At 62.2% G+C, this 23,191-nt stretch carries 19 protein-coding genes; 6 read left to right on the plus strand and 13 right to left on the minus strand.

All coding sequences use genetic code 11. From position 1 onward, the window contains the following. Positions 1 to 148: 148 nt before the first annotated feature. Entirely contained in the window at positions 149 to 493 is a 345-nt protein-coding gene (locus PMM47T1_RS10715) for a YggL family protein (RefSeq protein ID WP_008368457.1), read from the minus strand. 230 nt (positions 494 to 723) lie between these two features. On the opposite strand from PMM47T1_RS10715, the gene dacB reads away from it, so the two are divergent. Continuing rightward, entirely contained in the window at positions 724 to 2,187 is a 1,464-nt protein-coding gene (gene dacB, locus PMM47T1_RS10720; RefSeq protein WP_008368458.1) for a D-alanyl-D-alanine carboxypeptidase/D-alanyl-D-alanine endopeptidase, read from the plus strand. 58 nt (positions 2,188 to 2,245) lie between these two features. Here dacB and PMM47T1_RS10725 read toward each other — a convergent pair whose 3' ends face one another. Next, positions 2,246 to 4,633 (minus strand): sensor domain-containing diguanylate cyclase, encoded by a 2,388-nt coding sequence (locus tag PMM47T1_RS10725; RefSeq protein ID WP_008368459.1) that lies wholly within the window; start codon positions 4,631 to 4,633, stop codon positions 2,246 to 2,248. A gap of 197 nt (positions 4,634 to 4,830) precedes the next feature. Beyond that, positions 4,831 to 7,104, minus strand: a complete 2,274-nt coding sequence (rlmKL, locus tag PMM47T1_RS10730) for a bifunctional 23S rRNA (guanine(2069)-N(7))-methyltransferase RlmK/23S rRNA (guanine(2445)-N(2))-methyltransferase RlmL (RefSeq protein ID WP_008368460.1) — start codon at positions 7,102 to 7,104, stop codon at positions 4,831 to 4,833. 538 nt (positions 7,105 to 7,642) lie between these two features. Between rlmKL and rmf the strand changes: the two genes are divergently transcribed. After that, positions 7,643 to 7,858: a ribosome modulation factor gene (rmf, locus tag PMM47T1_RS29040; RefSeq protein ID WP_008368461.1), complete on the plus strand. Its 216-nt coding sequence runs from the start codon at positions 7,643 to 7,645 to the stop codon at positions 7,856 to 7,858. 113 nt (positions 7,859 to 7,971) lie between these two features. Here rmf and PMM47T1_RS10735 read toward each other — a convergent pair whose 3' ends face one another. The 9 genes from PMM47T1_RS10735 to ppsA all read right to left on the minus strand — a co-directional run bounded on the left by PMM47T1_RS10735 (position 7,972) and on the right by ppsA (position 17,301). Then, positions 7,972 to 8,997: a quinone-dependent dihydroorotate dehydrogenase gene (locus PMM47T1_RS10735; protein ID WP_008368462.1), complete on the minus strand. Its 1,026-nt coding sequence runs from the start codon at positions 8,995 to 8,997 to the stop codon at positions 7,972 to 7,974. A gap of 182 nt (positions 8,998 to 9,179) precedes the next feature. Further along, entirely contained in the window at positions 9,180 to 10,163 is a 984-nt protein-coding gene (locus PMM47T1_RS10740) for an OmpA family protein (RefSeq protein ID WP_008368463.1), read from the minus strand. Positions 10,164 to 10,270: 107 nt separating this feature from the next. Continuing rightward, complete coding sequence (gene sigX, locus PMM47T1_RS10745) at positions 10,271 to 10,861, minus strand: RNA polymerase sigma factor SigX (RefSeq protein WP_008368464.1); 591 nt, start codon at positions 10,859 to 10,861, stop codon at positions 10,271 to 10,273. A gap of 89 nt (positions 10,862 to 10,950) precedes the next feature. Further along, complete coding sequence (locus PMM47T1_RS10750) at positions 10,951 to 11,775, minus strand: mechanosensitive ion channel family protein (protein ID WP_008368465.1); 825 nt, start codon at positions 11,773 to 11,775, stop codon at positions 10,951 to 10,953. Positions 11,776 to 11,777: 2 nt separating this feature from the next. Further along, positions 11,778 to 12,032, minus strand: coding sequence for a CrfX protein (locus PMM47T1_RS10755; protein WP_425225948.1), 255 nt, complete (start codon positions 12,030 to 12,032; stop codon positions 11,778 to 11,780). Positions 12,033 to 12,123: 91 nt separating this feature from the next. Further along, entirely contained in the window at positions 12,124 to 13,119 is a 996-nt protein-coding gene (locus tag PMM47T1_RS10760) for a zinc transporter ZntB (protein WP_008368466.1), read from the minus strand. 29 nt (positions 13,120 to 13,148) lie between these two features. Further along, positions 13,149 to 13,637, minus strand: a complete 489-nt coding sequence (gene rraA, locus PMM47T1_RS10765; RefSeq protein WP_008368467.1) for a ribonuclease E activity regulator RraA — start codon at positions 13,635 to 13,637, stop codon at positions 13,149 to 13,151. A 153-nt stretch (positions 13,638 to 13,790) separates the two neighbouring features. Then, positions 13,791 to 14,780, minus strand: a complete 990-nt coding sequence (locus PMM47T1_RS10770) for an alpha/beta fold hydrolase (protein WP_008368468.1) — start codon at positions 14,778 to 14,780, stop codon at positions 13,791 to 13,793. 145 nt (positions 14,781 to 14,925) lie between these two features. Further along, entirely contained in the window at positions 14,926 to 17,301 is a 2,376-nt protein-coding gene (ppsA, locus tag PMM47T1_RS10775) for a phosphoenolpyruvate synthase (protein WP_008368469.1), read from the minus strand. Positions 17,302 to 17,480: 179 nt separating this feature from the next. On the opposite strand from ppsA, the gene ppsR reads away from it, so the two are divergent. After that, positions 17,481 to 18,299: a posphoenolpyruvate synthetase regulatory kinase/phosphorylase PpsR gene (gene ppsR, locus PMM47T1_RS10780; RefSeq protein ID WP_008368470.1), complete on the plus strand. Its 819-nt coding sequence runs from the start codon at positions 17,481 to 17,483 to the stop codon at positions 18,297 to 18,299. A 139-nt stretch (positions 18,300 to 18,438) separates the two neighbouring features. Here ppsR and prpD read toward each other — a convergent pair whose 3' ends face one another. After that, entirely contained in the window at positions 18,439 to 19,923 is a 1,485-nt protein-coding gene (prpD, locus tag PMM47T1_RS10785; RefSeq protein ID WP_008368471.1) for a 2-methylcitrate dehydratase, read from the minus strand. A gap of 140 nt (positions 19,924 to 20,063) precedes the next feature. On the opposite strand from prpD, the gene rloA reads away from it, so the two are divergent. Genes rloA through PMM47T1_RS10800 form a run of 3 tightly spaced genes read left to right on the plus strand, consistent with a single transcriptional unit; the run spans position 20,064 to position 23,122 of the window. Further along, positions 20,064 to 20,600, plus strand: coding sequence for a retropepsin-like aspartic peptidase RloA (rloA, locus tag PMM47T1_RS10790; protein ID WP_008368472.1), 537 nt, complete (start codon positions 20,064 to 20,066; stop codon positions 20,598 to 20,600). Between the two features lie 5 nt (positions 20,601 to 20,605). Then, on the plus strand, positions 20,606 to 22,138 hold the full coding sequence (gene rloB / locus PMM47T1_RS10795; RefSeq protein WP_008368474.1) for an osmotic stress tolerance membrane protein RloB: 1,533 nt from the start codon (positions 20,606 to 20,608) through the stop codon (positions 22,136 to 22,138). Further along, a complete protein-coding gene (locus PMM47T1_RS10800) occupies positions 22,139 to 23,122 on the plus strand; it encodes an alpha-L-glutamate ligase-like protein (RefSeq protein WP_008368476.1) in 984 nt (327 codons plus the stop codon). Positions 23,123 to 23,191: the final 69 nt, after the last annotated feature.

Consider the following 23,191-nt stretch of genomic DNA (forward strand, 5'->3'; position numbering starts at 1 on the left):
CGGCCGTAAGGCCGCGTCACGGGCGACGTGCAATGCCTGATACACCGCGCCGCAAGAGGCAGCCTGGCGGCAGCTACTGCAGGACCCGAGGTAAAACGCGCGCACAAAAAAGCCGCTGGCGGGCAGCGGCTTTTTCGTATCGCTTGGTTCAGGCAACCGGGTTGATCGGCTTCCCTGGGTACCAGGCGTCCAGCAGCGGGCTGACTTCGATCTTGGTCAACTCGTCGCGGCCCTTGAGCCACGCTTCCACAGCAGCGCGCTGCTCTTCGTTGACCGAGCCGCGACGCACGGTGCAAACCAGGCCCACGTCATCGGTACCGACGTAGTCCAGACCATGGGCGTCCATGGCTTGGGTCAGGAACGCGTCGAGGAATGCGTCGATTGCCTGGTCGTCCAGGTTTTCCTTGAAGTCCAGGTTCAGTTCGAAACCCAGCTCCTGGAATTCATCCACGCAGAGTTTTTTGCGCAGACGGCGGGAACGGTTAGTGGCCATGAAACAATCCTCTTGAGTAATAACGCGCGGCACTTTAGCAGTTTCAGCACGAAACTGCCCGTTTCCTGTGGACAAACCCGCCCAAGCGTCGAAAAAATCATGAATAAGTGGTCAGTTCAGGTCAAAGCGCCAATGCCTTGGGGCATAATGCCGACACTTTCATGTCCGGGGGCTTTCACCTTTTCATGCCCTCATTTTTATCACCCCTCGCACGCAGGGTTTTCCACACCATGATCAAATCGCTCCGCCCTCTGTTTTTTGCCAGCCTGATGCTGCCCCTCGCCCTGCCCGCCCACGGCGCCCAGGTGGACACCAGCCTGCCACCCAAGGTGGCCCAGGCCCTCAAGACCAGCAAGATCCCCGAAAGCTCGCTGTCGCTGGTGATGGTGCCGCTCAGCGCGCCCGGCACGCCTACCGTGTTCAATGCCGACGTGTCGGTGAACCCGGCGTCCACCATGAAGACCATCACCACCTTCGCCGCGCTGGAGCTGCTGGGCCCCAACTACCAGTGGAAAACCGAGTTCTACACCGACGGCACCCTGAGCAACGGTGTGCTGCACGGCAACCTGTACCTCAAGGGCGGCGGCGACCCCAAGCTGAACATGGAAAAACTCTGGCTGCTGATGCGTGACCTGCGTGCCAACGGCGTGCAACAGGTCACCGGTGACCTGGTGCTGGACCGCAGCTACTTCATCCAGCCCAACCTGCCCGAATTCAACGACGATGGCGGCGACGAGAACGCGCCGTTCCTGGTGCGTCCGGACGCTCTGATGGTCAACCTCAAGGCCCTGCGCTTCGTGGCCCGCAACGACGGCGGCAAGGTTTCCGTGTCGGTGGAGCCACCGATCGCCAGCATTCACGTGGACAATCAGGTCAAGGCGCTGGCCACCAAGCAGTGTGGCGGCGACGTACGCTACAACCCGGTGACTGCCGCGGACGGCATCAGCGTGGTGGTCAGTGGCAACCTGGGCGAAGGCTGCAGCTCGCAGACATACCTGTCGCTGCTCGACCACCCCACCTACGCCGCCGGCGCCGTGCGCGCCATCTGGGGCGAGCTGGGCGGCAGCATTGCCGGCCGTGACCGCGAAGCAGTAGTGCCCAAGGATGCCAAGCTGCTGGCCCGGGCCTTTTCCCCGGACCTGTCGGAAATCATTCGCGACATCAACAAATACAGCAACAACACCATGGCCCAGCAGCTGTTCCTGAGCATCGGCGCACGCTACCGCACCGACGCCGACGCCGACGACGCCAAGGCCGCCCAGCGCGTGATTCGCGCCTGGATGGCCCGCAAGGGTATCCCGGCCAGCCACCTGGTCATGGAGAACGGTTCGGGCCTGTCCCGTGACGAACGCGTCAGCGCGCGCGAACTGGCCACCATGCTGCAAGCCGCCTGGAAGAGCCCCTACGCGGCGGAGTTCATGAGTTCGCTGCCCATCATCGGCACCGACGGCACCATGCGCAAACGCCTCAAGACCACCGCGCTGGCCGGCGAAGGCCACGTCAAGACCGGCACCCTGAACACCGTGCGCGCCATTGCCGGCTTCAGCCGTGACGACAACGGCAATACCTGGGCCGTGGTGGCCATCCTCAACGACCCAAGGCCGTGGGGCGCCTCGTCGGTGCTGGACCAGGCCCTGCTGGACCTGTACCGCCAGCCCAAGGTGCTGAATCAGGGTGTGTCGCTCAACCCCTGACGTCGCGGCTGCACAGACCGTGCAGCCTGGCGGCAGCGGTTACAGCGCCAGGTCGTTTTCAGGGCAACTCGGGCTCGACCCGATCCCGCCCGCCCTGCTTCGCGGCATACACGCCCGAGTCGGCGCGCAGCAACAACGCATCCGCGCCCTCCCCGCGCCGCCAGCCGGCCACACCGAAGCTGGCGGTGACGGTGCCCACGCCCTCCACCGGCGCGTGGCGCAGGCCCTGCCACAGCTCCAGTGCCAACGCATGCGCCTGTTCGACGTTGCTGCCCGGGCACAGCACCATGAACTCCTCACCCCCCAGGCGGCAGAACACATCGGTACGGCGCAGACGGTGGCTGATCTTCTCGCAGATGCCCTGCAACACGTGGTCACCCACGGCGTGGCCGAACTGATCATTGATACGCTTGAAGTGATCGATATCAAGCATGATCACCGCCAAATCCAGATGATCACGCTCGGAACGATCCAGCTCGGCCTTCAATCGCTCTTGAAAATAGCGGCGGTTGTGAATGCCCGTCAGCACATCGGTAACCGATAGCGCACGCAACTCTTCTTCCACCCGTTTAAGGTCGGTAATGTCAGTGAGGTAGCCGTGCCACAGGGTGCCGCCGCCGGGCATGGGTTCGGGGGTGGCCTCGCCACGTACCCAGCGCAGGCCCTGGCGCGGCAGCAGCACGCGGTACTCTTCGCGCCAGGGCGTCTGGTGCACGGCCGAATAGCGAATGGATTCCAGCACCCGCTCCCCGTCGTCCGGGTGAATGCGCTGCATGACCACCCGGCCATCGTCGCGCAATTCGCTGGGCTCCATTTCGTAGATGTCGCGAATGCCATCGCTGGCCCAGCTGAAACTGGTATGGCCATCGGGGTCCAGGCGGAATTGATAGATGCCACCCGGCACCTCGGCGCTGAGCTTGCGCAGCAACTGGTCACGGGCCGCCAGCGCCTCGTGGACACGCTTGCGCTCGGTAATGTCAATGCAGATGGCCAGGTGGCCGATCCAGCGTCCCTGCTCGTCCAACACCGTGGTGGCCAGCATATTCACCACCACCGTGCTGCCATCACGGCGCACCAGCGTCCATTCGCGCGCCTGGTCGCCGCCCTCGCCCGGCGTTTCCACCAACATGGCCTGGGACAGCGCGATGTCCCGCTCGTAATAAGCGCTCAAGGTACAGGCGCGCGCCACCAGCTCTTCGCTCAGGTGCAGGTTCTGCAGGGTCAAGTGGCCCACCGCCTCGTCGGTACTGTAACCCAGCATGCGCTCGGCACCGGCGTTGAAGGTGGTGATCAGGCCGTGCAGGTCGGTGGCGATGATCGCCACCTGGGTCGCCGCATTGAGCACGCCGCGCAGCTGGTTATGGGTGATGCGCAGCGCCTGCTCGCTGCTGCGCAGCTGAGTAGTGCGTTGTTCTACCAGCCTCAGCGCACGCTGGCGCTGGCTGACCAGGCTGTACAGCAGGGCGCTGAGCATCAGGCTCAGCAGCGCGCCAAGAATGACCATCACGTTGACCGGCGAGGTATGGTTGGCCTCGGCGAACAGCGGGCTGGGGCTGATGTCCAGTTGGTAGTCACGGTCGGCCAAATGCAGCAGGTGGCTGGCGGTCAGCGCCTCGGGAGCGGGGGTATTGCTTGACTCGTACAACACCTCATGGGTGCCGGCGGTAGACAGGTCGAGCATGCGCACGTGCAGGTTGTCGTCGCTTTGCGCTGGCAGGCCGTCGCCCATCAATTGGCCCATGCTGATGACCGCGGAAACAAAACCCAGCGGCGGCCCGTGGTCCTTGCCCGGCACCGGCGCCACCATCAGCACGCCACGGCTGTTACGTTCGCTCACGCCTACCAGATTGATCGGCGCCGTCACTGACAACCCGCCCGTGGCCAAGGCGCGCATCAGGGTGTCGTGACGCAGGCCCTGGGAGTTGACGTCAAAGCCCAGGGGCAAGCGCAGCCGTGTCTGGGACTGGGTGAACAATACCGGGTAGTACTCGTCGCGCCGAGCGGCGGGCACCAGGCTGCCGTCGGCAGCCAGTTCGCGAATGACAAAATCGTCGATGCCGTCATCCCGCGCCTTCTGTTCGAACGCCTGGCGCCCGGCGTCGGTCACCCTGGGCAGCCAGGAATAGGCCTGGGTGCGCAACAGCAACGGGCCGGCATAACCATCGTATTCGTGGCGAGTGACATCGTTGGAATAACTGAAAAAACGCCGCAGGCCATCCAGACGTTGCGTCTGGTCCTCGAAGCGTTCTTCAATGCGGCTGAAACGCTCATTGGCCAGCAGTTCGAAACGCTGACGCAACTGGCGCTGATACAGTTCGGACGCGCCAACGGCCAACAGGCTGGTGACCAGCGCGCCGGCAGCCAGAGCCAGCGAGGCGATCAACCAGGCCGAGGCGTCTTCACTGATAAAGCCAAGAATCTTTGGGCGAACGGCATGCAACGACATAAGCGGAACTCATAACGCCGGCGTGCTTCGGTTGTCACATTGGCCTTAGCTCAGTTATAGCTATTTGCCAGTAGTTTGCCTAGTGAGCCATCAAGCGAAAATGTTGATCGGTCGCACAGCAAAAAGGGCTCCATCGGAGCCCTTTTCCAGCGTGCGCGCAAAACTGTACGACAGTCAGGCCCGCTGCGGGTTACCGCTCATCGGGCCTGAATCTTCCAGGCACGGTGAATCTTGGTATTGCGGGCAAAGTCCGGGTCCAGGGTCTGGGCACTGATTTCTTCAACCTGATAGCGCTCGCCCAGGTGCTCATCGAGCTGGAACTTGCGGAAGTTGTTGGAGAAATACACCACCCCGTCCTTGGCCAGGCGCGCCACGGCCAAGTCCAGCAGTTGCACGTGGTCACGCTGCACGTCGAACACGCCTTCCATGCGCTTGGAGTTGGAGAAGGTCGGCGGGTCGATGAAGATCAGGTCGTATTCGTCGCGGCTGGCCGAAAGCCAGGCCATTACGTCGCCCTGCTCCAGGCGGTTCTTGTCAGAGTAACCGTTGAGTGACAGGTTGCGGCGCGCCCAGTCCAGGTAGGTGCGCGACAGGTCGACGCTGGTGGTGCTGCGCGCGCCGCCCTTGGCCGCGTGCACACTCGCGGTGGCGGTGTAGCAAAACAGGTTGAGGAAGCGCTTGCCGGCCGCCTCGCGCTGAATGCGCAGGCGCATGGGGCGATGGTCCAGGAACAGGCCAGTGTCCAGGTAGTCGGTGAGGTTGACCAGCAGTTTGATGCCGCCTTCCTGCACTTCGGTGAACTGGCCCTGGGCGCTCTGGCGCTCGTACTGCTTGGTGCCACTCTGGCGCTCGCGGCGCTTGATGATCACCCGGCTCTTGTCGATGTTCAGCGCCTGGGGAATGGCCGCCAGTGCGTCGAACAAGCGGGCCTGGGCCTTCTCCGGATCGATGGACTTGGGCGCGGCGTATTCCTGCACGTGAACCCAGTCGTGGTACAGGTCGATGGCCAGCGCGTACTCGGGCATGTCGGCGTCATACACGCGGTAGCAGTCGACTTTCTCGCGGCGGGCCCACTTGCCCAGCTGCTTGAGGTTCTTCTGCAGGCGGTTGGCGAACATCTGCCCGCCTTCGCTCAGGCGCGCCTGCTCCACCACCGGGGCCGGGGCTGGAGCCGGCTTGATCGGGTTGCCGTTCTTGTTGACGCGGGCATAGGGGTCGGCTGCTGGCTGGATAGCCTGCTCTTGGGCCTGCTCGCGCTCAAGCTGGCGCTGTTCGGGGGTGCGGCGCTCGCCAGTGACGAACTGGTCGGGCAGCACCTTGATCAGCAACAGCTTGCACGGCAGCGCGCCGTTCCAGAAGGAATACTGCTTGTGGCTGCGGATACCCATGCGCTTGCCCAGGTCCGGGGCGCCGGTGAACACCGCCGCCTCCCAGTTCAGGCAGGCCTGGCGCAGGCGCTCGCCCAGATTCTGGTAGAGGTAGAGCAGGCTGGCTTCGTCACCCAGGCGCTCGCCGTAGGGAGGGTTGCAGATGACCAGGCCTTTCTGGTTCTGGTCGGGACGCGGTTCGAACGTCGCCACTTCGCCCTGGTAAATCTTGATCCAGTCGCTCAGGCCTGCACGCTCAACGTTGTTGCGGCCGGGCTGGATCAGCCGTGGGTCGGCTTCGTAGCCGCGAATCCACAGCGGTGGCTTGGCCAGGCCCGCTTCGGAGCGTGCCAGGGCCTCGTCGTGCAACTTGCGCCACAGCGCCGGCACGTGGCCCAGCCAGGCGCTGAAGCCCCAGCGGGTGCGTTTCAGGTTGGGGGCGATGTCGGCGGCGATCATTGCCGCTTCCACCAGGAAGGTACCCACACCACACATCGGGTCAGCCAGCGCGCCGCCTTCGGCCGCAATGCGTGGCCAGCCGGAACGCACCAGGATGGCCGCTGCCAGGTTTTCCTTCAGCGGAGCCACACCCTGCTGCAGGCGGTAGCCGCGCTGGTGCAGGCTGTGGCCCGACAGGTCCAGGGACAGGATGGCTTCGCCCCGGTCCAGGCGCAGGTGCACGCGCAGGTCGGGGTTGAGCTTGTCGATGCTGGGGCGCTCGCCGTCGGGCGTGCGCAGCTTGTCGACAATGGCGTCCTTGACCTTCAGTGCGCCGAAATGGGTGTTGTCGATGCCCGAACCGTGGCCACTGAACTCCACCGCCAGGGTACCGTCCGGCAGCAGGTGGTCCTGCCACTCCACGTCGTGCACGCCGTGGTACAGGTCTTCGGCATCCTTCATGGCGAAGCGCTTGAGCACCAGCAACACGCGGTTGCCCAGGCGCGACCACAGGCACAGGCGGTAGGCCGTTTCCATGTCAGCCATGCCGCGTACGGCTGAGGTGTGTTCGCGGGTGTCCTCGAGGCCTAGCGCAGTGGCTTCCTCAGCAAGCAGGCCTTCGAGGCCCTTGGGGCAGGTGAGGAAGAGTTCGTAACGATCCGACATGGGGTATCCAGGGTCTTGAGCCATAAGTGAAAGGGCAACGCATTACCCTTCCCGAGTTTAACCAGGCGCCGTTCCAGGCAGCGCCCGTGTGACACCACCGTGGTGTCGACCGCCAGGACACGTTTGCGGCCCCCAAAGGAGCCTTTGATCGTCCCGGCAGAAAAAAATTCTGCAAATCGACGGGGCTGAAAACGACCCTTCGTCGCTTAATACTGAAAAGCATTTAGCCATCAATGGTTGATGGCCCATTCCCATTAACCGTGCTGCAACGCTGATCATAGCCGGGTTTGGCGCAAAAACCGCGTTGAAGCATCCGTTTACTTATCGTTCAGACACCATAATCGTTACGTCCTTATGACAAAACGGTCGTTCACAGGAAAGAACGCATTGTTTAGAAATCACTACAGGCCCCACCGCAACGGTGCGGCACCATTGCTCGCCACGCCGGCAGCGAGCGTCAAAAACCGGCAGAACGACTCTGCCCGGCCTCAGACGAGGCCGACGGGACATAACAGTCAACAAACGAGGGCAATACCCTATGAGAAGACTTAAGCGTGATCCGTTGGAACGAGCATTTTTACGCGGATACCAATACGGCATCCATGGCAAATCCCGTGAGCTTTGCCCTTTTACTCTACCGTCAGTTCGGCAGGCATGGATCAATGGCTGGCGCGAAGGACGCGGCGACAACTGGGACGGTATGACCGGCACTGCGGGCATCCACAGACTCAACGAACTTCACGCGGTCGGCTAACGAGGACGATTTTCCCCTTACATCCACATTCTTGCTGATTAACCATGCGCGCCCCAACGGGCGGCGGGCGAGAGCCCAGGGGCCCCATAGAGGGCCCCTTTTTTATACCCCGGTTATTGGCGCGGCAGCGCGGCGATGGCGTCCACGGCTTCGCGAATCAGCGCCGGGCCCTTGTAGATGAAACCTGAGTACAACTGCACCAGGCTGGCACCGGCGGCAATCTTCTCGGCTGCGTGCTTGCCCTCGGTAATGCCGCCAGCGGCAATGATCGGCATGCGCCCGGCCAACTCGCCGGCCAGTACCTTGACGATGTGGGTGCTCTTCTCGCGCACCGGCGCACCGGACAGGCCACCGGCCTCGTCACCATGGGCCAGGCCTTCAACGCCTTCGCGGCTCAGGGTGGTGTTGGTGGCAATCACCGCGTCCATGCCGGCACCCAGCAACGCCTGAGCGACTTGCACGGTTTCTTCGTCGCTCATGTCCGGGGCAATTTTGATCGCCACTGGCACGCGCTTGCCGTACTGGGCGGCCAGCAATTCGCGGCGCTCGGCCAAGGCTTCCAGCAGTTGCTTGAGCGACTCGCCGAACTGCAGGCTGCGCAGGCCCGGGGTGTTGGGCGAGCTGACGTTGACGGTGATGTAGCTGGCGTGCGGGTATACCTTGTCCAGGCATATCAGGTAGTCATCCACCGCGCGCTCGACCGGAGTGTCGACGTTCTTGCCGATATTGATGCCTAGCACGCCCTTGTACTGCGAGGCGCGCACACGATTGAGCAGGTTGTCGACGCCCAGGTTGTTGAAGCCCATGCGATTGATGATGGCCGTGGCTTCGGGCAGGCGGAAGATACGCGGCTTGGGGTTGCCAGGCTGTGGGCGTGGGGTGACGGTGCCGATTTCGACGAAACCGAAGCCCAACTGGGCGAAACCGTCGATGGCAGCGCCGTTCTTGTCCAGGCCTGCGGCCAGCCCTACCGGGTTGTCGAACGACAGGCCCATCACCGTCACCGGCACGCGCGCCGGTTGCTTGGTCAGCATGCCGTTGAGCCCCAGGCGGCCACCTGCGCCGATCAGGTCCAGGGACAGGTCGTGAGAGGTTTCCGGAGAGAGTTTGAACAACAGCTGGCGGGCCAGGTTATACATGGGCGGGCATGACTCGTTGGGGGATCGTTGAGGGGCGCGATTATAGGCCTTTTGGGGGGCTGCAAGCTACCCGCGGCGAAGATCGCGCCGATCCGCAGCCGAGCACGCTGGGGATGCTGCCCGACAATCCGCGAAGCAAAAAAAACCCGGCCTAGGCCGGGTTTTTTTCAAGCGCTATCCAATTACTTGGATTGAGCTTCTACTTCAGCTTCTACGCGACGGTTAACGGCGCGGCCAGCTTCAGTTTTGTTGTCAGCCACTGGACGGGTTTTACCGTAACCGATGGAGTCAACACGGTTGCCCTGAATGCCGTACTGGTTAACCAGGACGTTTTTCACGGCAGTAGCGCGGCGCTCGGACAGCTTCTGGTTGTAGGCGTCTGGACCGACGTTGTCGGTGTGGCCTTCAACACGAGTAGTGGTCTGAGGGTACTGCTTCATGAAGTCAGCCAGGTTCTTGATGTCAGCATAGCTGTTTGGCTTGACGACCGACTTGTTGAAGTCGAACTTCACGTCCAGCTGAACGCGAACGGTTTCAGCTGCTGGCTCTGGAGCTTCAGCCACTGGAGCTGGAGCTGGCTCTGGAGCAGGAGCTGCAGCCGGGGCCTTGCCACCGCTGCCGCCGAAGTTCACACCCAGACCGATAGTAGGAGCGTAGTCCCACTTGCCGTTGTCCAGTTTGTAGTCAGCTTCAACACCGGCACGAGCGTACAGGTTGTCGGTGATGTACCACTTGGCGCCAGCGCCAACGGTTGCGAAGGTGGAGCTGTCGCGACCGCTGTGGCCGTCGGCCTCAACGTTGCTCAGGCTCTGGTGAGCGAAGCCGCCGGAGACGTATGGACGAATGGCATCGCCAACGGTACCGAAGTGGTACATACCGGTCAGGGAAGCGGTGTCGCCGTGGATTTTCTGGCTGCCAGTACCATCGTTCGAACGAGTGTAGTTGGTCTTGCCATAGCCCAGGATCACTTCGACGTCGTCGGTCAGGAAGTAGCCCAGGGAACCACCGGCGGTGCGGCCGTCTTCGACGTGCTTGACGCTGTCGTTGTAGGTCTTGCCGTAGAAGGCTTCACCTTCGACCGCGCCTTGGCCTTGTGCCAAAGCGCCGAACGAAGTTGCGGCTACAAGAGAACCAATGGCAATGCCTAAGGTGTTTTTCAGTTTCATCCGTTAAATCCCCATCTGGTGATTGTTAAGCAGTACCCCGTTACACGGGGACAACTCGGCGGCAAGTCTAGCAGAACTTGCCCCACGTTAGAGATATTTGCTCCGAACTAAGTTTCGGCGATTCCTGCAAATTTCTCTCGTAGCTTGTCGAGCGCGCGTTTGTATCGCATTTTCGTCGCGCTCAGACCCATGTGCATGATGTCCGCAATCTCTTGAAACTCAAGCTCTGCGACGAATCGAAGCACAAGTATTTCTCGGTCGATCGGGTTGACATGTATCAGCCAACGATCCAATCCACCACGCTCCTCCGGCTTTGGCGCCTTCTCTTCAGATGCCTCCTCGAGTGGGTCGAGGCTCAACGCATCCATGAGGCGGCGCTTGCGCCGTTCTTTACGGTACTGGGTGATACATTCGTTGTAGGTGATGCTGTAGAGCCAGGTCTTGAACTTCGATTTTCCCTCGAAGTTTTTCAGACCATACAACACCTTCAACATCACCTCCTGACAGACATCGTCAGCATCACGATCGTTCCCTAAATAACGTGCACACACGTTAAAGAGGGTGCGCTGGTAGCGCCGCATCAGCTCTTCGTAAGCGCGCGTGACGTGGAAAAGCTCCACATGCGAACGCGCCACCAGCTCCTCATCAGTGAGCGTGCGGGGGTCGTAACGCAAGGGCAACGAATGAACTTTATTCAAAACAAGTCGGGCCGACAGTCAGGTCAATATCCACCACGGCCCGAACCCGGGCCGTTTTACGGCGGCATACAGTAGCAGAATTCGCCGGCTCAGCGGCTACTAACCCGCTGCTCCAAGAGGATCCGATTGGACAGGGACACCAACTCCCCCTCATCGGTCAGCAGCGTCGTCTTGACCGTGCCGATCTCCTCGATCTGGCCTTCAACCTCTCCAACTCGCACGTGTTGCCCCACCTGGTACAACTCCCGAACATAAATTCCCGCCAGGATCTGCCCGGCGATTTCCCGACTGCCCAGGCCCATGGCCAGTGCAACAGCCAGACCAACGGTAATCAAAACAATGACAATGACGTGGTTCAGCAGGTCGGTCTTGACCTCAAGCTGGCTGATGGCCACCGAAATACTGATGACAATCACCAACCACTGCGCCACGCGCCCAAGGCCGGCCGAATAGTCCAGGCCCACCCCTTCGGCGGCGCCTCGCACCAGGCCGTTGACCACTTGCGCCAGCAGCACGCCAACCAGCAACACCAGCGCGGCACCAAAAACCTTTGGCAAATAAAGCGCCAGCATGTCGAGCGTAGCTGAAACTCGCTGCAAGCCAAGGGATTCGGCCGCCGACACCAGGAAAATCAACAATACGAACCAATAGACGATCTTGCCCACCAGGGTGGAAATCGGCACCTGGATGCCACCACGACTCATCAGCTTGGTCAGCCCGGTACCCGCCATCAGGCGGTCCAGGCCTACCTTGGCCAGCAGCTTGGACAACAGCGTGTCGAGCAGCTTGGCAACCACGAAGCCCAGCAGCAGCACCACCAACGCACCAAACAGGTTGGGGATGAAGTTCGCGACTTTGGTCCACAGTGCGGTCATGGCCGTCACCAGGCTCTGGGTCCAGAGATCAAGTTGCATAGTCAATCAGCCTTATCAGCAGTACGAGCAGTAGGTTTGCGTCGCGAAACTGGCGCCACATGGCCCGATCCATTGTCCACGGCGATCATGAAGGCCTGTAACCAACGGCCCATCAGGCTGAACAGATCGCCCGCGCCGACCTGGCGATTGGCGGTCTTGAGTACACGGCCCAGACACGCATCGTCATCCCGCCCAGGGGAGGAAGACGCCTTGAGCATGTCACGCAATGATTCTTCGAACGGATCGTGCATACGCACCTCACGAATTATCAGTCAAAGACGAGAGCTGTCGGAGGCGGGTCACATCTGTGCGATGCGTAGATGCAACCACATGTGTCCTGAACGGCACCTAAACCCAACGCAATCGACGAAACAACCACCATTGCCCCAGACCCAGCACCACCATCATCGCGCACGCCACCAGGAAACCGTAGGGGCTCGTATTGAGCGGGATGCCACCGACGTTGATGCCCAGCAGGCCGGTGAGAAAACTCATCGGCAGGAAGATACAGGTGATGATGCCGAAGCGGTACATGGTGCGGTTCATGCGCTCGCTCAAGCGCCGATCCTCGGCCTCCAGCACCAGGCCCACGCGCTCGCGGGTGAGCTCAAGCTCCTCCAGGTAGCGGGTCAGGCTGTTGTTCAGCTCGTTCCAGTAATCGGCGTCGTCGTCGACAAACCACGGCAGTTTGTTGCGTGACAACTGCCCGAAGATCTCCCGCTGCGGGGCGAGAAAACGGCGCAGCCCCGCAGCGCGTCGGCGAATCTGCAGAATGTTGCCATGCTCGGGGGTGTACTGTTCGTCGGCGTCGATCTTGTCTTCTTCGTCGTCGACCACTTCGCCCAGCTCGCTCACCAACGTCTGCACCTTGTCGGTGAGGTACTGGGCAAGGTAGAGGATCAGCTCGGACGCCGTGCGCGGGCCACGGCCCTGCTGCAACAGCACCATCAGTTCATCGGTGGCGCGCAGGGGCCGCAGGCGCAAGGAAATGACCCGACGGGCTTCGGCGAAGATGCGCACCGAGACCATGTCTTCGGGTTCGGCGCCAGGGTTGAGGTTCACGCCACGCAGGAACAGCAGCAACTGGTCGTCCGGCAATGGCAACAGCCGTGGCCGGGTGTTCTCCTCCAGCAGCAGGTCGCAGCTGAACTCGTTCAGGCCGCTGTCTTCGCGCAGCCACGCCTGGGTCTGCGGATGGCCGCGGTCCCAGTGCAACCACAGGCTTTCCTGCTCTTGCAGCTGCAACTCGTCCAACTGCGCCCGCGCGATCTGGCGAGCGCCACCCTTGCCATCGAGCACCAGGGCCTGTACCAGCCCCCACTGCGCGTTTTCTTCCTCGAACATCCAAACCCCATTGACCGATTACAGACAGCTTACTCTGGCATTTTCAATGCGCTGGGCGACACGATAACGCCATTGTTGTCGGCGTAGATGAATTCTCCCGGCTTAAATGTAACTCCGGCAAAACTGACAGGCACGTTCACGTCGCCAAGGCCCCGCTTCTCGGTGCGCAGCGGGTGGCTGGCCAGGGCCTGGACGCCCAGGTCGGTCTGGGCGATGACGTCCACGTCACGGATGCAACCATAGATGACAATGCCTTCCCAGCCGCTCTTGGCCGCCTTTTCCGCCAGCATGTCGCCCAGCAGCGCGCAGCGCAGGGAGCCACCGCCGTCTACCACCAGGACCTTGCCCTTGCCGTCCAGCTCGACTTGCGCCTTGACCTTTGAGTTGTCTTCGAAGCACTTGATGGTGACAATTTCGCCACCAAAGGAGTCGCGCCCGCCAAAGTTGCTGAACATGGGTTCGAGCACCTTGACGAGTTCGGGATAGGCATCGCACAAATCGGGAGTGAGGTAATGCATGGGGTAACTCCTGTCAGCTGTAGGCATGGTCAATCGAAAAGGTTGGCGATACCTGAATAACGAACCGCCAGACCCTGCGTTTACACCCCGCGCGGTTGCTACCAACCGACGCGCAATCGACATAGCTTAGCCCCCACACCGCTGACCGTGAAGTCACGCGCCCACGGCCACCGGCGCAGCCTGGGCAGGCAGTGCTGCATGCGGGCGGTTGAGCCATTGCACCACCAGGGGCCACACTTCGCTCTGGGCGGCTTTGCTCACCAGCATTTGCACATGGCCGAAGTTGTCGCCAAAGCCCTGCTCGCGCCCCAGCTGGACGAATTGCCGGTGGTCGCCACCGAAGGCCTCATACAGCTTGCGACACGCCCAAGGCGGGTCCTGGTGGTCACCACTGGCGCTGACGGCCAGCAACGGCACCTGCACCTCGGCCAGGCCCGCCCACCAATCCTGCTTGCCCTCGCCGAAGCGGCCGAACAAGCCGTGCCAGCGCATCGCCTCCAGGGCCAGGCCAATGGGCTCATCCTCGGGGCCACGCTTGAGGCGCGAACCGGAAATGTGCGCGAAGCGCTTGAGCAACAGCCGCGCACCCCACTCCACCGGCGGCATTTTCAGGGGCCAATAGGTGCGGCTCACCTGACAGCCGAACAACGCAGCCGAGGCCACCATGGCCTGGTCCAGGTAACCACCCCCCAGGGCTGCGGCCAGGCTGATGCCGCCCAGGGAATGACCGATCCAGTGGGGTTGCTGGCCACTTTGCTCCTGCACGAACGCACCGATCACTGGCAGGTCGTAGCGGGCGTAGTCGGCCACGCGATTCTTGCGGTAGCCCAGGTTGCGCGGCGACAGGCCGTGGCCGCGCATTTCCGGAATCCACACGTCGAAACCGGCGCGTACCAGGTAGGCCCCCAGGCCGATGCCACGGGGCGACACCCAGAACCGCCGATTGGAGAAACTGCCATGCAGAAGAATGACCGGCACGCCGCCGGGCTGGGGTTGGTCGGCCAGGCCCAGGCGGGTCACGGCCAGCTCCACACTGGCATCCGGGCTGTTGGCAGCCTTGATGCGATAGACGTCTTCGCTCAGGTCACCGCGCCGTTCGGCGCTGAGCAAGGCGACCGGGAAGAGATTGCTGCTGCTTTGCATAAAATACTTTTACAAAAAAATTCTCGGAAATACATCGCAACTGTGGGAGCGGGCTCTGCCCGCGAAGGGTTCACCCCTGAAATGGGCGGCGACCTCTTCGCGGGCAGAGCCCGCTCCCACAGTCATTCACCTACAGATTTGAAGGTTACGCGGCGCCTTGGCCTTCGGCCAGGAAGAACCAGGTTTCCAGCACGGAGTCAGGGTTCAGGGACACGCTTTCGATGCCCTGCTCCATCAGCCATTTGGCCAGATCCGGGTGGTCCGAAGGGCCCTGGCCGCAGATGCCGATGTACTTGCCGGCCTTGTTGCACGCGGCAATGGCACTGGCCAGCAGCTTCTTGACCGCCGGGTTACGCTCGTCGAACAGGTGGGCAATGATGCCCGAGTCGCGGTCCAGGCCCAAGGCCAGCTGGGTCATGTCGTTGGAACCGATGGAGAAACCATCGAAGAATTCCAGGAATTCATCGGCCATCAACGCGTTGGACGGCAGCTCGCACATCATGATCACGCGCAGGCCATTGACGCCACGGCCCAGGCCGTTCTCGGCCAGCAAATCGACCACCTGGCTCGCCTCGCCCAGGGTGCGCACGAACGGCACCATGATTTCGACGTTAGTCAGGCCCATGTCGTTGCGCACGCGCTTGAGGGCACGGCATTCGAGCTCGAAGCACTCGCGGAACGACTCGCTGATGTAGCGCGAGGCACCGCGGAAGCCCAGCATCGGGTTTTCTTCTTCCGGCTCGTACAGCTTGCCGCCGATCAGGTTGGCGTATTCGTTGGACTTGAAGTCCGACAGGCGCACGATGACCTTTTTCGGCCAGAATGCGGCGGCCAGGGTGCTGATGCCCTCGACCAGCTTGTCGACGTAGAAGTCCACCGGGGCGCTGTAGCCGGCGATGCGCTTGTCGACGCTGTCCTTGATGTCGGCGGGCAGGCCGTCATAGTTCAGCAGCGCCTTGGGGTGCACGCCGATCATGCGGTTGATGATGAATTCCAGGCGCGCAAGGCCGACACCGGCGTTGGGCAGCTGGGCGAAGTCGAACGCACGGTCCGGGTTGCCGACGTTCATCATGATCTTGAATGGCAGGTCCGGCATGGCGTCTACCGAGTTCTTCTTGATGTCGAAGCCCAGCTCGCCTTCGAAGATGTAGCCGGTGTCACCTTCGGCGCACGACACAGTCACGCCCTGGCCGTCCACCAGCAACTGGGTGGCGTTGCCGCAACCGACCACGGCCGGAATGCCCAGCTCGCGAGCGATGATGGCGGCGTGGCAGGTACGACCGCCACGGTTGGTGACGATGGCGCTGGCGCGCTTCATCACCGGCTCCCAGTCCGGGTCGGTCATGTCCGACACCAACACGTCGCCGGGCTGAACCTTGTCCATTTCGGACACGTCCTTGATGATGCGTACGCGGCCGGCGCCGATGCGCTGGCCAATGGCACGACCTTCCACCAGCACGGTGCCCTTTTCCTTCAGCAGGTAACGTTCCATGACGTTGGCCTGGGAACGGCTTTTCACGGTTTCGGGACGCGCCTGCACGATGTACAGCTTGCCGTCGTCACCGTCCTGGGCCCACTCGATGTCCATCGGGCACTGGTAGTGCTTCTCGATGATCATGGCCTGCTTGGCCAGCTCGCTGACCTGGGCATCGGTGAGGCAGAAGCGCGCGCGATCGGCCTTGTCGACGTCGACGGTCTGTACCGACTTGCCAGCCTTGGCCTCGGCGCCGTAGATCATCTTGATGGCCTTGCTGCCCAGGTTGCGGCGCAGGATGGCCGGGCGACCCGCGTCAAGGGTGTGCTTGTGCACGTAGAATTCGTCAGGGTTGACAGCGCCCTGTACCACGGTTTCACCCAGGCCGTAGGCGCCGGTGATGAACACCACGTCGCGGAAGCCCGATTCGGTGTCCAGGGTGAACATCACGCCGGCGGTGCCGGTTTCCGAACGCACCATGCGCTGCACGCCGGCCGACAGGGCCACCAGCTTGTGGTCGAAGCCCTGGTGCACGCGGTAGGAGATGGCGCGGTCGTTGAACAGCGAGGCGAACACTTCCTTGGCCGCACGAATGACGTTTTCCACGCCGCGGATGTTCAGGAAGGTTTCCTGCTGGCCGGCGAACGAGGCGTCGGGCAGGTCTTCGGCGGTAGCCGAAGAGCGTACGGCCACGGCGATGTCCGGGTTGCCCTTGGACAGTTCGGCGAAGTGCGTGCGAATTTCGGCGTTCAGTTGCTCGGGGAACTCGGCATCCATGATCCATTGACGGATCTGCGCGCCGGTCTTGGCCAGGGCATTCACGTCATCCACGTCCAGGGCGTCGAGCGCCGCATGGATCTGAGCGTTGAGGCCGCTCTGTTCGAGAAAATCGCGGTACGCCTGAGCCGTAGTGGCAAAGCCACCGGGTACCGATACGCCGGCACCGGCAAGGTTGCTGATCATCTCGCCAAGGGATGCGTTCTTGCCCCCCACATGCTCAACATCGTGTTTGCCGAGCTTATCGAGGGAAACTACGTACTCTACCAAGGTGATCTCTCCACTAGCTGTGTTGGAAAAGCTCAGGACCCGTACAGCTCCCAACCGGGAGCGTGCCGAGTGTTTATGGCCTGGACCCGGAAAATAAGTGAGAATGCCAGGCAATCAAGACCGGCAAATCCGGCCTATCATATCCAAGAATCGTCACCAGCTTAAGGCCCAGGGCGCAAATGAAACGATCTGCTTTTTTCATCTCCGACGGCACCGGGATCACCGCCGAGACACTGGGCCAGAGCCTCCTGGCTCAATTTGAGAACATTACGTTCAACAAGTTCACGCGCCCGTACATCGATAGCCTCGACAAAGCCCGCACGATGGTCAAGCAGATAAACGATTCAGCGGAACGCGACGGCGTGCGCCCGATCATTTTCGACACCATCGTCAACCAGGACATCCGCGAAGTGATGGCCACCTCCAACGGCTTCATGATCGACATCTTTTCCACGTTCCTGGCGCCCCTGGAACAGGAACTGAGCGCCCATTCATCGTATTCGGTGGGCAAATCCCACTCCATCGGGCACAACTCCAACTACATGGAGCGCATCGAGGCGGTGAATTTCGCTTTGGACAACGACGACGGCGCGCGCACGCACTACTACGACAAGGCTGACTTGATTCTGGTGGGTGTTTCGCGTTGCGGCAAGACCCCGACGTGCCTCTACATGGCAATGCAGTTCGGTATTCGCGCAGCCAACTACCCGCTGACCGAGGATGACATGGAACGCCTGCAGTTGCCGGCGGCCTTGAAGGCCCATCAGCACAAGCTATTCGGGCTGACGATCGATCCCGATCGTTTGACGGCCATTCGGCACGAGCGCAAGCCAAACAGCCGGTATTCCAGCTTTGCGCAGTGTGAGTTCGAAGTGCGGGAGGTGGAAAGCCTGTTCCGCCGCGAGAACATCCCTAACATCAATTCCACGCATTTCTCGGTGGAAGAGATTTCGGCGAAGATCCTGGTGGAAAAAGGCGTGGAGCGCCGCTTCAAATAAACGCCGCCGTATCCTGGCGGTAACATGCTGTGGGGGAGCGGGCGCTGCCCGCGAAAAAACGCCGCACAGCGCCTGAAACACCGCGGCGCCCTCTTCGCGCGCAAAGCCGCTCCCACAGAAGTCAATGGCGGTATGCGATTCAGATCACCAACAGGTCGACGAAGCGGTGCACCGCCAGCGCCTCGAACCTGTCCTGGTCGCGGCAGGCTTCGAGTATCTGCAGGCAGCGCTGGGGCACGAAGCGCGTGGCCAGGTGGGTCCTGAACTTGTCCAACAGCAGCGGCATGCCCTCCCCCCGCCGGCGCCGGTGGCCGATGGGGTACTGCACCTCCACCTTCTCGGTGCTGCTGCCATCCTTGTAGAACACCTGCACCGCGTTGGCGATTGACCGCTTGTCGGCCTCCAGGTAGTCGCGGCTGTATTCCGGGCTTTCGACGATCTGCATTTTATCGCGCAACTGGTCGATGATCGGGTGCGCCGCGTGGAAGGCGTCTTCGTACTGTTCGGCCACCAGGGTGCCGAAGGCCAGGGGCACGGCGGTCATGTATTGCAGGCAATGGTCGCGGTCGGCCGCATTGGCCAGCGGCCCCACCTTGGAAATGATGCGAATCGCCGATTCATGGGTGGTGATGACGATGCGGTCGATCTCGCTCAGCCGCCCACGCACCAGGGGGTGCAAGATAATGGCAGCCTCGCAGGCGGTCTGGGCGTGGAATTCGGCGGGAAAATTGATCTTGAACAGCACGTTTTCCATCACATAGCTGCCGAACAGCCGCGGCAGGCGAAACTGCCGCTGGTCCTCGGGTTTTAGCGCCAGGTCCTTGTTGGTGTGGCTGAACAGCACGTCATAGAAACCCCACTGCGGCGCAGCCAATACACCGGGAACGCCCATTTCGCCGCGCAGGGCAATGTCGGCCAGGCGCACGCCGCGGCTGCTGGCATCGCCGGCGGCCCAGGACTTGCGCGACCCGGCGTTGGGCGCATGGCGGTAAGTGCGCAGCGCCTGGCCATCGACAAAGGCATGGGACAGCGCCGACAGCATCTGCTCGCGGCTGGCGCCCATCAGCCAGGCGCTGACCGCGGTGCTGGCGACCTTGACCAGCACCACGTGATCGAGCCCGACACGATTGAACGCGTTGTCCAGCGCCATCACGCCCTGGATCTCATGGGCCATGACCATCGCTTCCAGCACCCTGCGCAGGGTCAGCGGCGCCTCCCCGGCGGCGGCGCGGCGCTGGGACAGGTGGTCCGCCACGGCGAGGATGGCCCCCAGGTTGTCCGACGGGTGCCCCCATTCCGCCGCCAGCCAGGTGTCGTTGTAGTCCAGCCAGCGCACGATGCAGCCAATGTCCCAGGCGGCCTTGACCGGGTCCAGACGGTAGGCGGTGCCGGGCACCCTGGCACCACAGGGCACCGTGGTGCCCTCCACCAGCGGGCCCAGGTGCTTGGTGCACTCGGGAAAGCGCAGGGCCAGCAGGCCGCACCCCAGGGCGTCCATCAGGCAATAGCGCGCGGTGGTCAGCGCCTCGCCGGGCTCCACCTGGAAGGTCAGCACGTAGTCGGCGATGGCCTGCAATATCGGCTCATATTCTGGCCGGGTGTTGACGTCGGCGTTCAGGCTCATGGTGTTTACTCACGGCAAGTTACAAAACACCCTTAATCCTAGTAAAAACGCGGCCCGGCGCAACCCACCGTGCGCTGGCGTCATAAAACCATCATGCTAGAATGCGCCGCCCGCGCCCCAGGTGCCGTTTTCCCGGAATAATGACTATCAAGCCACTGCACCGCCTGTTCTGCCTGCTATTCGTGCCCGGCCTGGCCACGGCCGCCGAAAAGACCGTGTACGGCCTAAACGAATACGCTCGCCTGGACGATATCGACCTGCAGGTGGCCGCCAAGCTCGACACCGGTGCCAAGACCGCCTCGCTCAGCGCCCGGGACATCAAGCGCTTCAAGCGCGACGGCGAGTCCTGGGTGCGCTTCTACCTGGCCATCGACTCGGCCCACAGCCACCCCATCGAACGCCCGCTGGCACGGGTGAGCCACATCAAGCGCCGGGCCGGCGACTACGACCCGGACGCAGGCAAGCATTTCACCGCACGGCCCGTGATCAAACTGGACGTGTGCATGGGCAACGAACTGCGCGCGATCGAAGTCAACCTCACCGACCGCAGCGCGTTCCAGTACCCGCTGCTGATCGGTAGCGACGCGCTCACGCACTTCGATGCGCTGGTTGACCCCAGTCTAAAATATGCGGCCGGCAAACCTGCCTGCAGCAATGACGCTCATACCGCCGAGTAACCTCAATGCGCTCGCTTACCCTGCATCTGAAAATCCTCATCGCCGTCCTGGTTACCCTGGGCCTGGCGGTTACGGCCTATCAGATATTCGTGCTCGGCATTCCCATGACCGAGGACGAAACCGACGACCTGTGGAACATCGACGCCAAGGTGGAGTTCGTGGCCGGCGCCAAGGACCCGGTGAAGATCCAGATGTTCGTGCCGCCACTGACCCGTGATTACGTCAGCCTGAACGAGAGCTTCATCTCCAACAATTACGGGGTGAACGTCAACCGCATCGACGGCAACCGCAAGGTCACCTGGTCGGCGCGGCGCGCCAGCGGCAACCAGACACTGTATTACCGCCTGGTGCTGACCAAGCGCTACAGCACTGAAAAACCCAAGCTCAAAGGCCCCACCTTCCGTGACAGCATGGCCATCGACGGCCCCGAGAAAATAGCCGCCGAGGCGCTGCTGGCGCCGATCCGCCAGCACTCGGCCGACGTCGAGACCTTCGTCAGCGAAACCATCAAGCGCGTCAACAACCTGAGCGACGACAACGTCAAACTGCTGCTGGCGGGCGACCCGTCCACGGCGCACAAGGCCAGCATCGTCGACCTGTTGCTGTCCATAGCCCACGTGCCGCTGGAGAAGGTGCACACCATTCGCCTGGTGGCCGACCAGCCCCAGGCGCCGGAGCTATGGCTGCGCAGTTTCAACGGCAACCAGTGGCTCTATTTCAACCCCGACACCGGCGAGCAGGGCCTGCCGAGCGACCGGCTGCTGTGGTGGACCGGCGATGACAACCTGATCAGCGTGGAAGGCGGCAAGAAAGCCATGGTCACCTTCACCCTGAACAACAGCGAAATGAACGCCATCCGCCTGGCCAAGCTCACCGACGCGAACACCGACGCCGATTTCCTCGAATACTCGCTGTACAGCCTGCCCCTGCAAACCCAGCAGACGTTCATGATCATGGTGATGATCCCCATCGGCGTGCTGGTGATCCTGATCCTGCGCAACCTGATCGGCCTGCAAACCCTGGGCACCTTTACTCCGGTGCTGATCGCCCTGGCGTTCCGCGAGACCCAGCTGGGCTTCGGCATAGTGCTGTTCACGGTGATCACCGCCCTGGGCCTGAGCCTGCGCTCCTACCTGGAGCACCTGAAATTGCAGATGCTGCCGCGCCTGTCGGTGGTATTGACCTTCGTGGTGGTGCTCATCGCCGCCATCAGCCTGTTCAGCCACAAGCTGGGGCTGGAACGCGGGCTGTCGGTGGCGCTGTTCCCCATGGTGATCCTGACCATGACCATCGAGCGCCTGTCTATCACCTGGGAAGAGCGCGGCGCCAGCCATGCCATGAAAGTCGCCATCGGCACCCTGTTCGCCGCCTCCCTGGCGCACCTGCTGATGACCGTGCCGCAACTGGTGTACTTCGTCTTCACCTTCCCGGCCATCCTGCTGATCATGGTGGGCTTCATGCTGGCCATGGGGCGCTACCGTGGCTACCGCCTGACCGAGTTGCTGCGCTTCAAGGCCTTCATCAAGGCGGGCTCCTGAATGTTCGGCCTGTTCAAGACGTGGAAGGCCCTGCACGCGCAGGGAATCATGGGCATCAACCGGCGTAATGCCGACTACGTGCTCAAATACAATAAGCGCAGCCTCTACCCCATTGTCGATGACAAGATCATCACCAAGGAACGAGCCATTGCCGCCGGCATCCACGTGCCGGAAATGTACGGGGTGATTTCCACCGAGAAGGAAATCAGCCAGCTGCCCGCGATCATCGACGGGCGCAGCGATTTCGTCATCAAACCGGCCCAGGGCGCCGGCGGCGACGGCATTCTGGTGGTGGCCGACCGCTTCGAGGGCCGCTATCGCACGGTGTCCGGGCGCATCATCAGCCACGACGAAATCGAGCACCAGATTTCCAGCATCCTCACCGGCCTTTACTCCCTGGGTGGCCACCGCGATCGGGCACTGATCGAATACCGGGTCACGCCGGACCAGATCTTTCGCAGCATCAGCTACGAAGGCGTGCCGGACATTCGCATCATCGTACTGATGGGCTACCCGGTCATGGCCATGCTGCGCCTGCCCACCCGCCAGTCCAACGGCAAGGCCAACCTGCACCAGGGTGCCATCGGCGTGGGCGTTGACCTGGCCACCGGCGTGACCCTGCGCGGCACCTGGCTGAACACCATTATCAGCAAGCACCCCGACACCGCCAACGCGGTGGATGGCGTGCAACTGCCCACCTGGGACGGTTTCATGAAGCTGGCGGCCGGCTGTTACGAGCTGTGCGGGCTGGGGTACATCGGCGTGGACATGGTGCTGGACCAGGAAAAAGGCCCGCTGATCCTGGAGCTCAACGCGCGGCCGGGGCTCAATATCCAGATTGCCAATGACTGCGGGCTCACCCACCGTACCGAGGCCGTGGAAGCGCGATTGGCCGAACTGGCCAGCGAAGGCCGCACCGAGACCGCCGAAGAGCGCGTGCGCTTTACCCAAGGCCAGTTCGGCCACGTGCCTGCAACCATCTGACCTAACCCGTGGGGGGCTGGCTGGCAAGCCAGCGCCCACAAGGGCGGCCGCTACCCAGTTTGTGTGTAC

The sequence above is a fragment of the Pseudomonas sp. M47T1 genome (genome assembly GCF_000263855.1).
Classification (GTDB): domain Bacteria; phylum Pseudomonadota; class Gammaproteobacteria; order Pseudomonadales; family Pseudomonadaceae; genus Aquipseudomonas.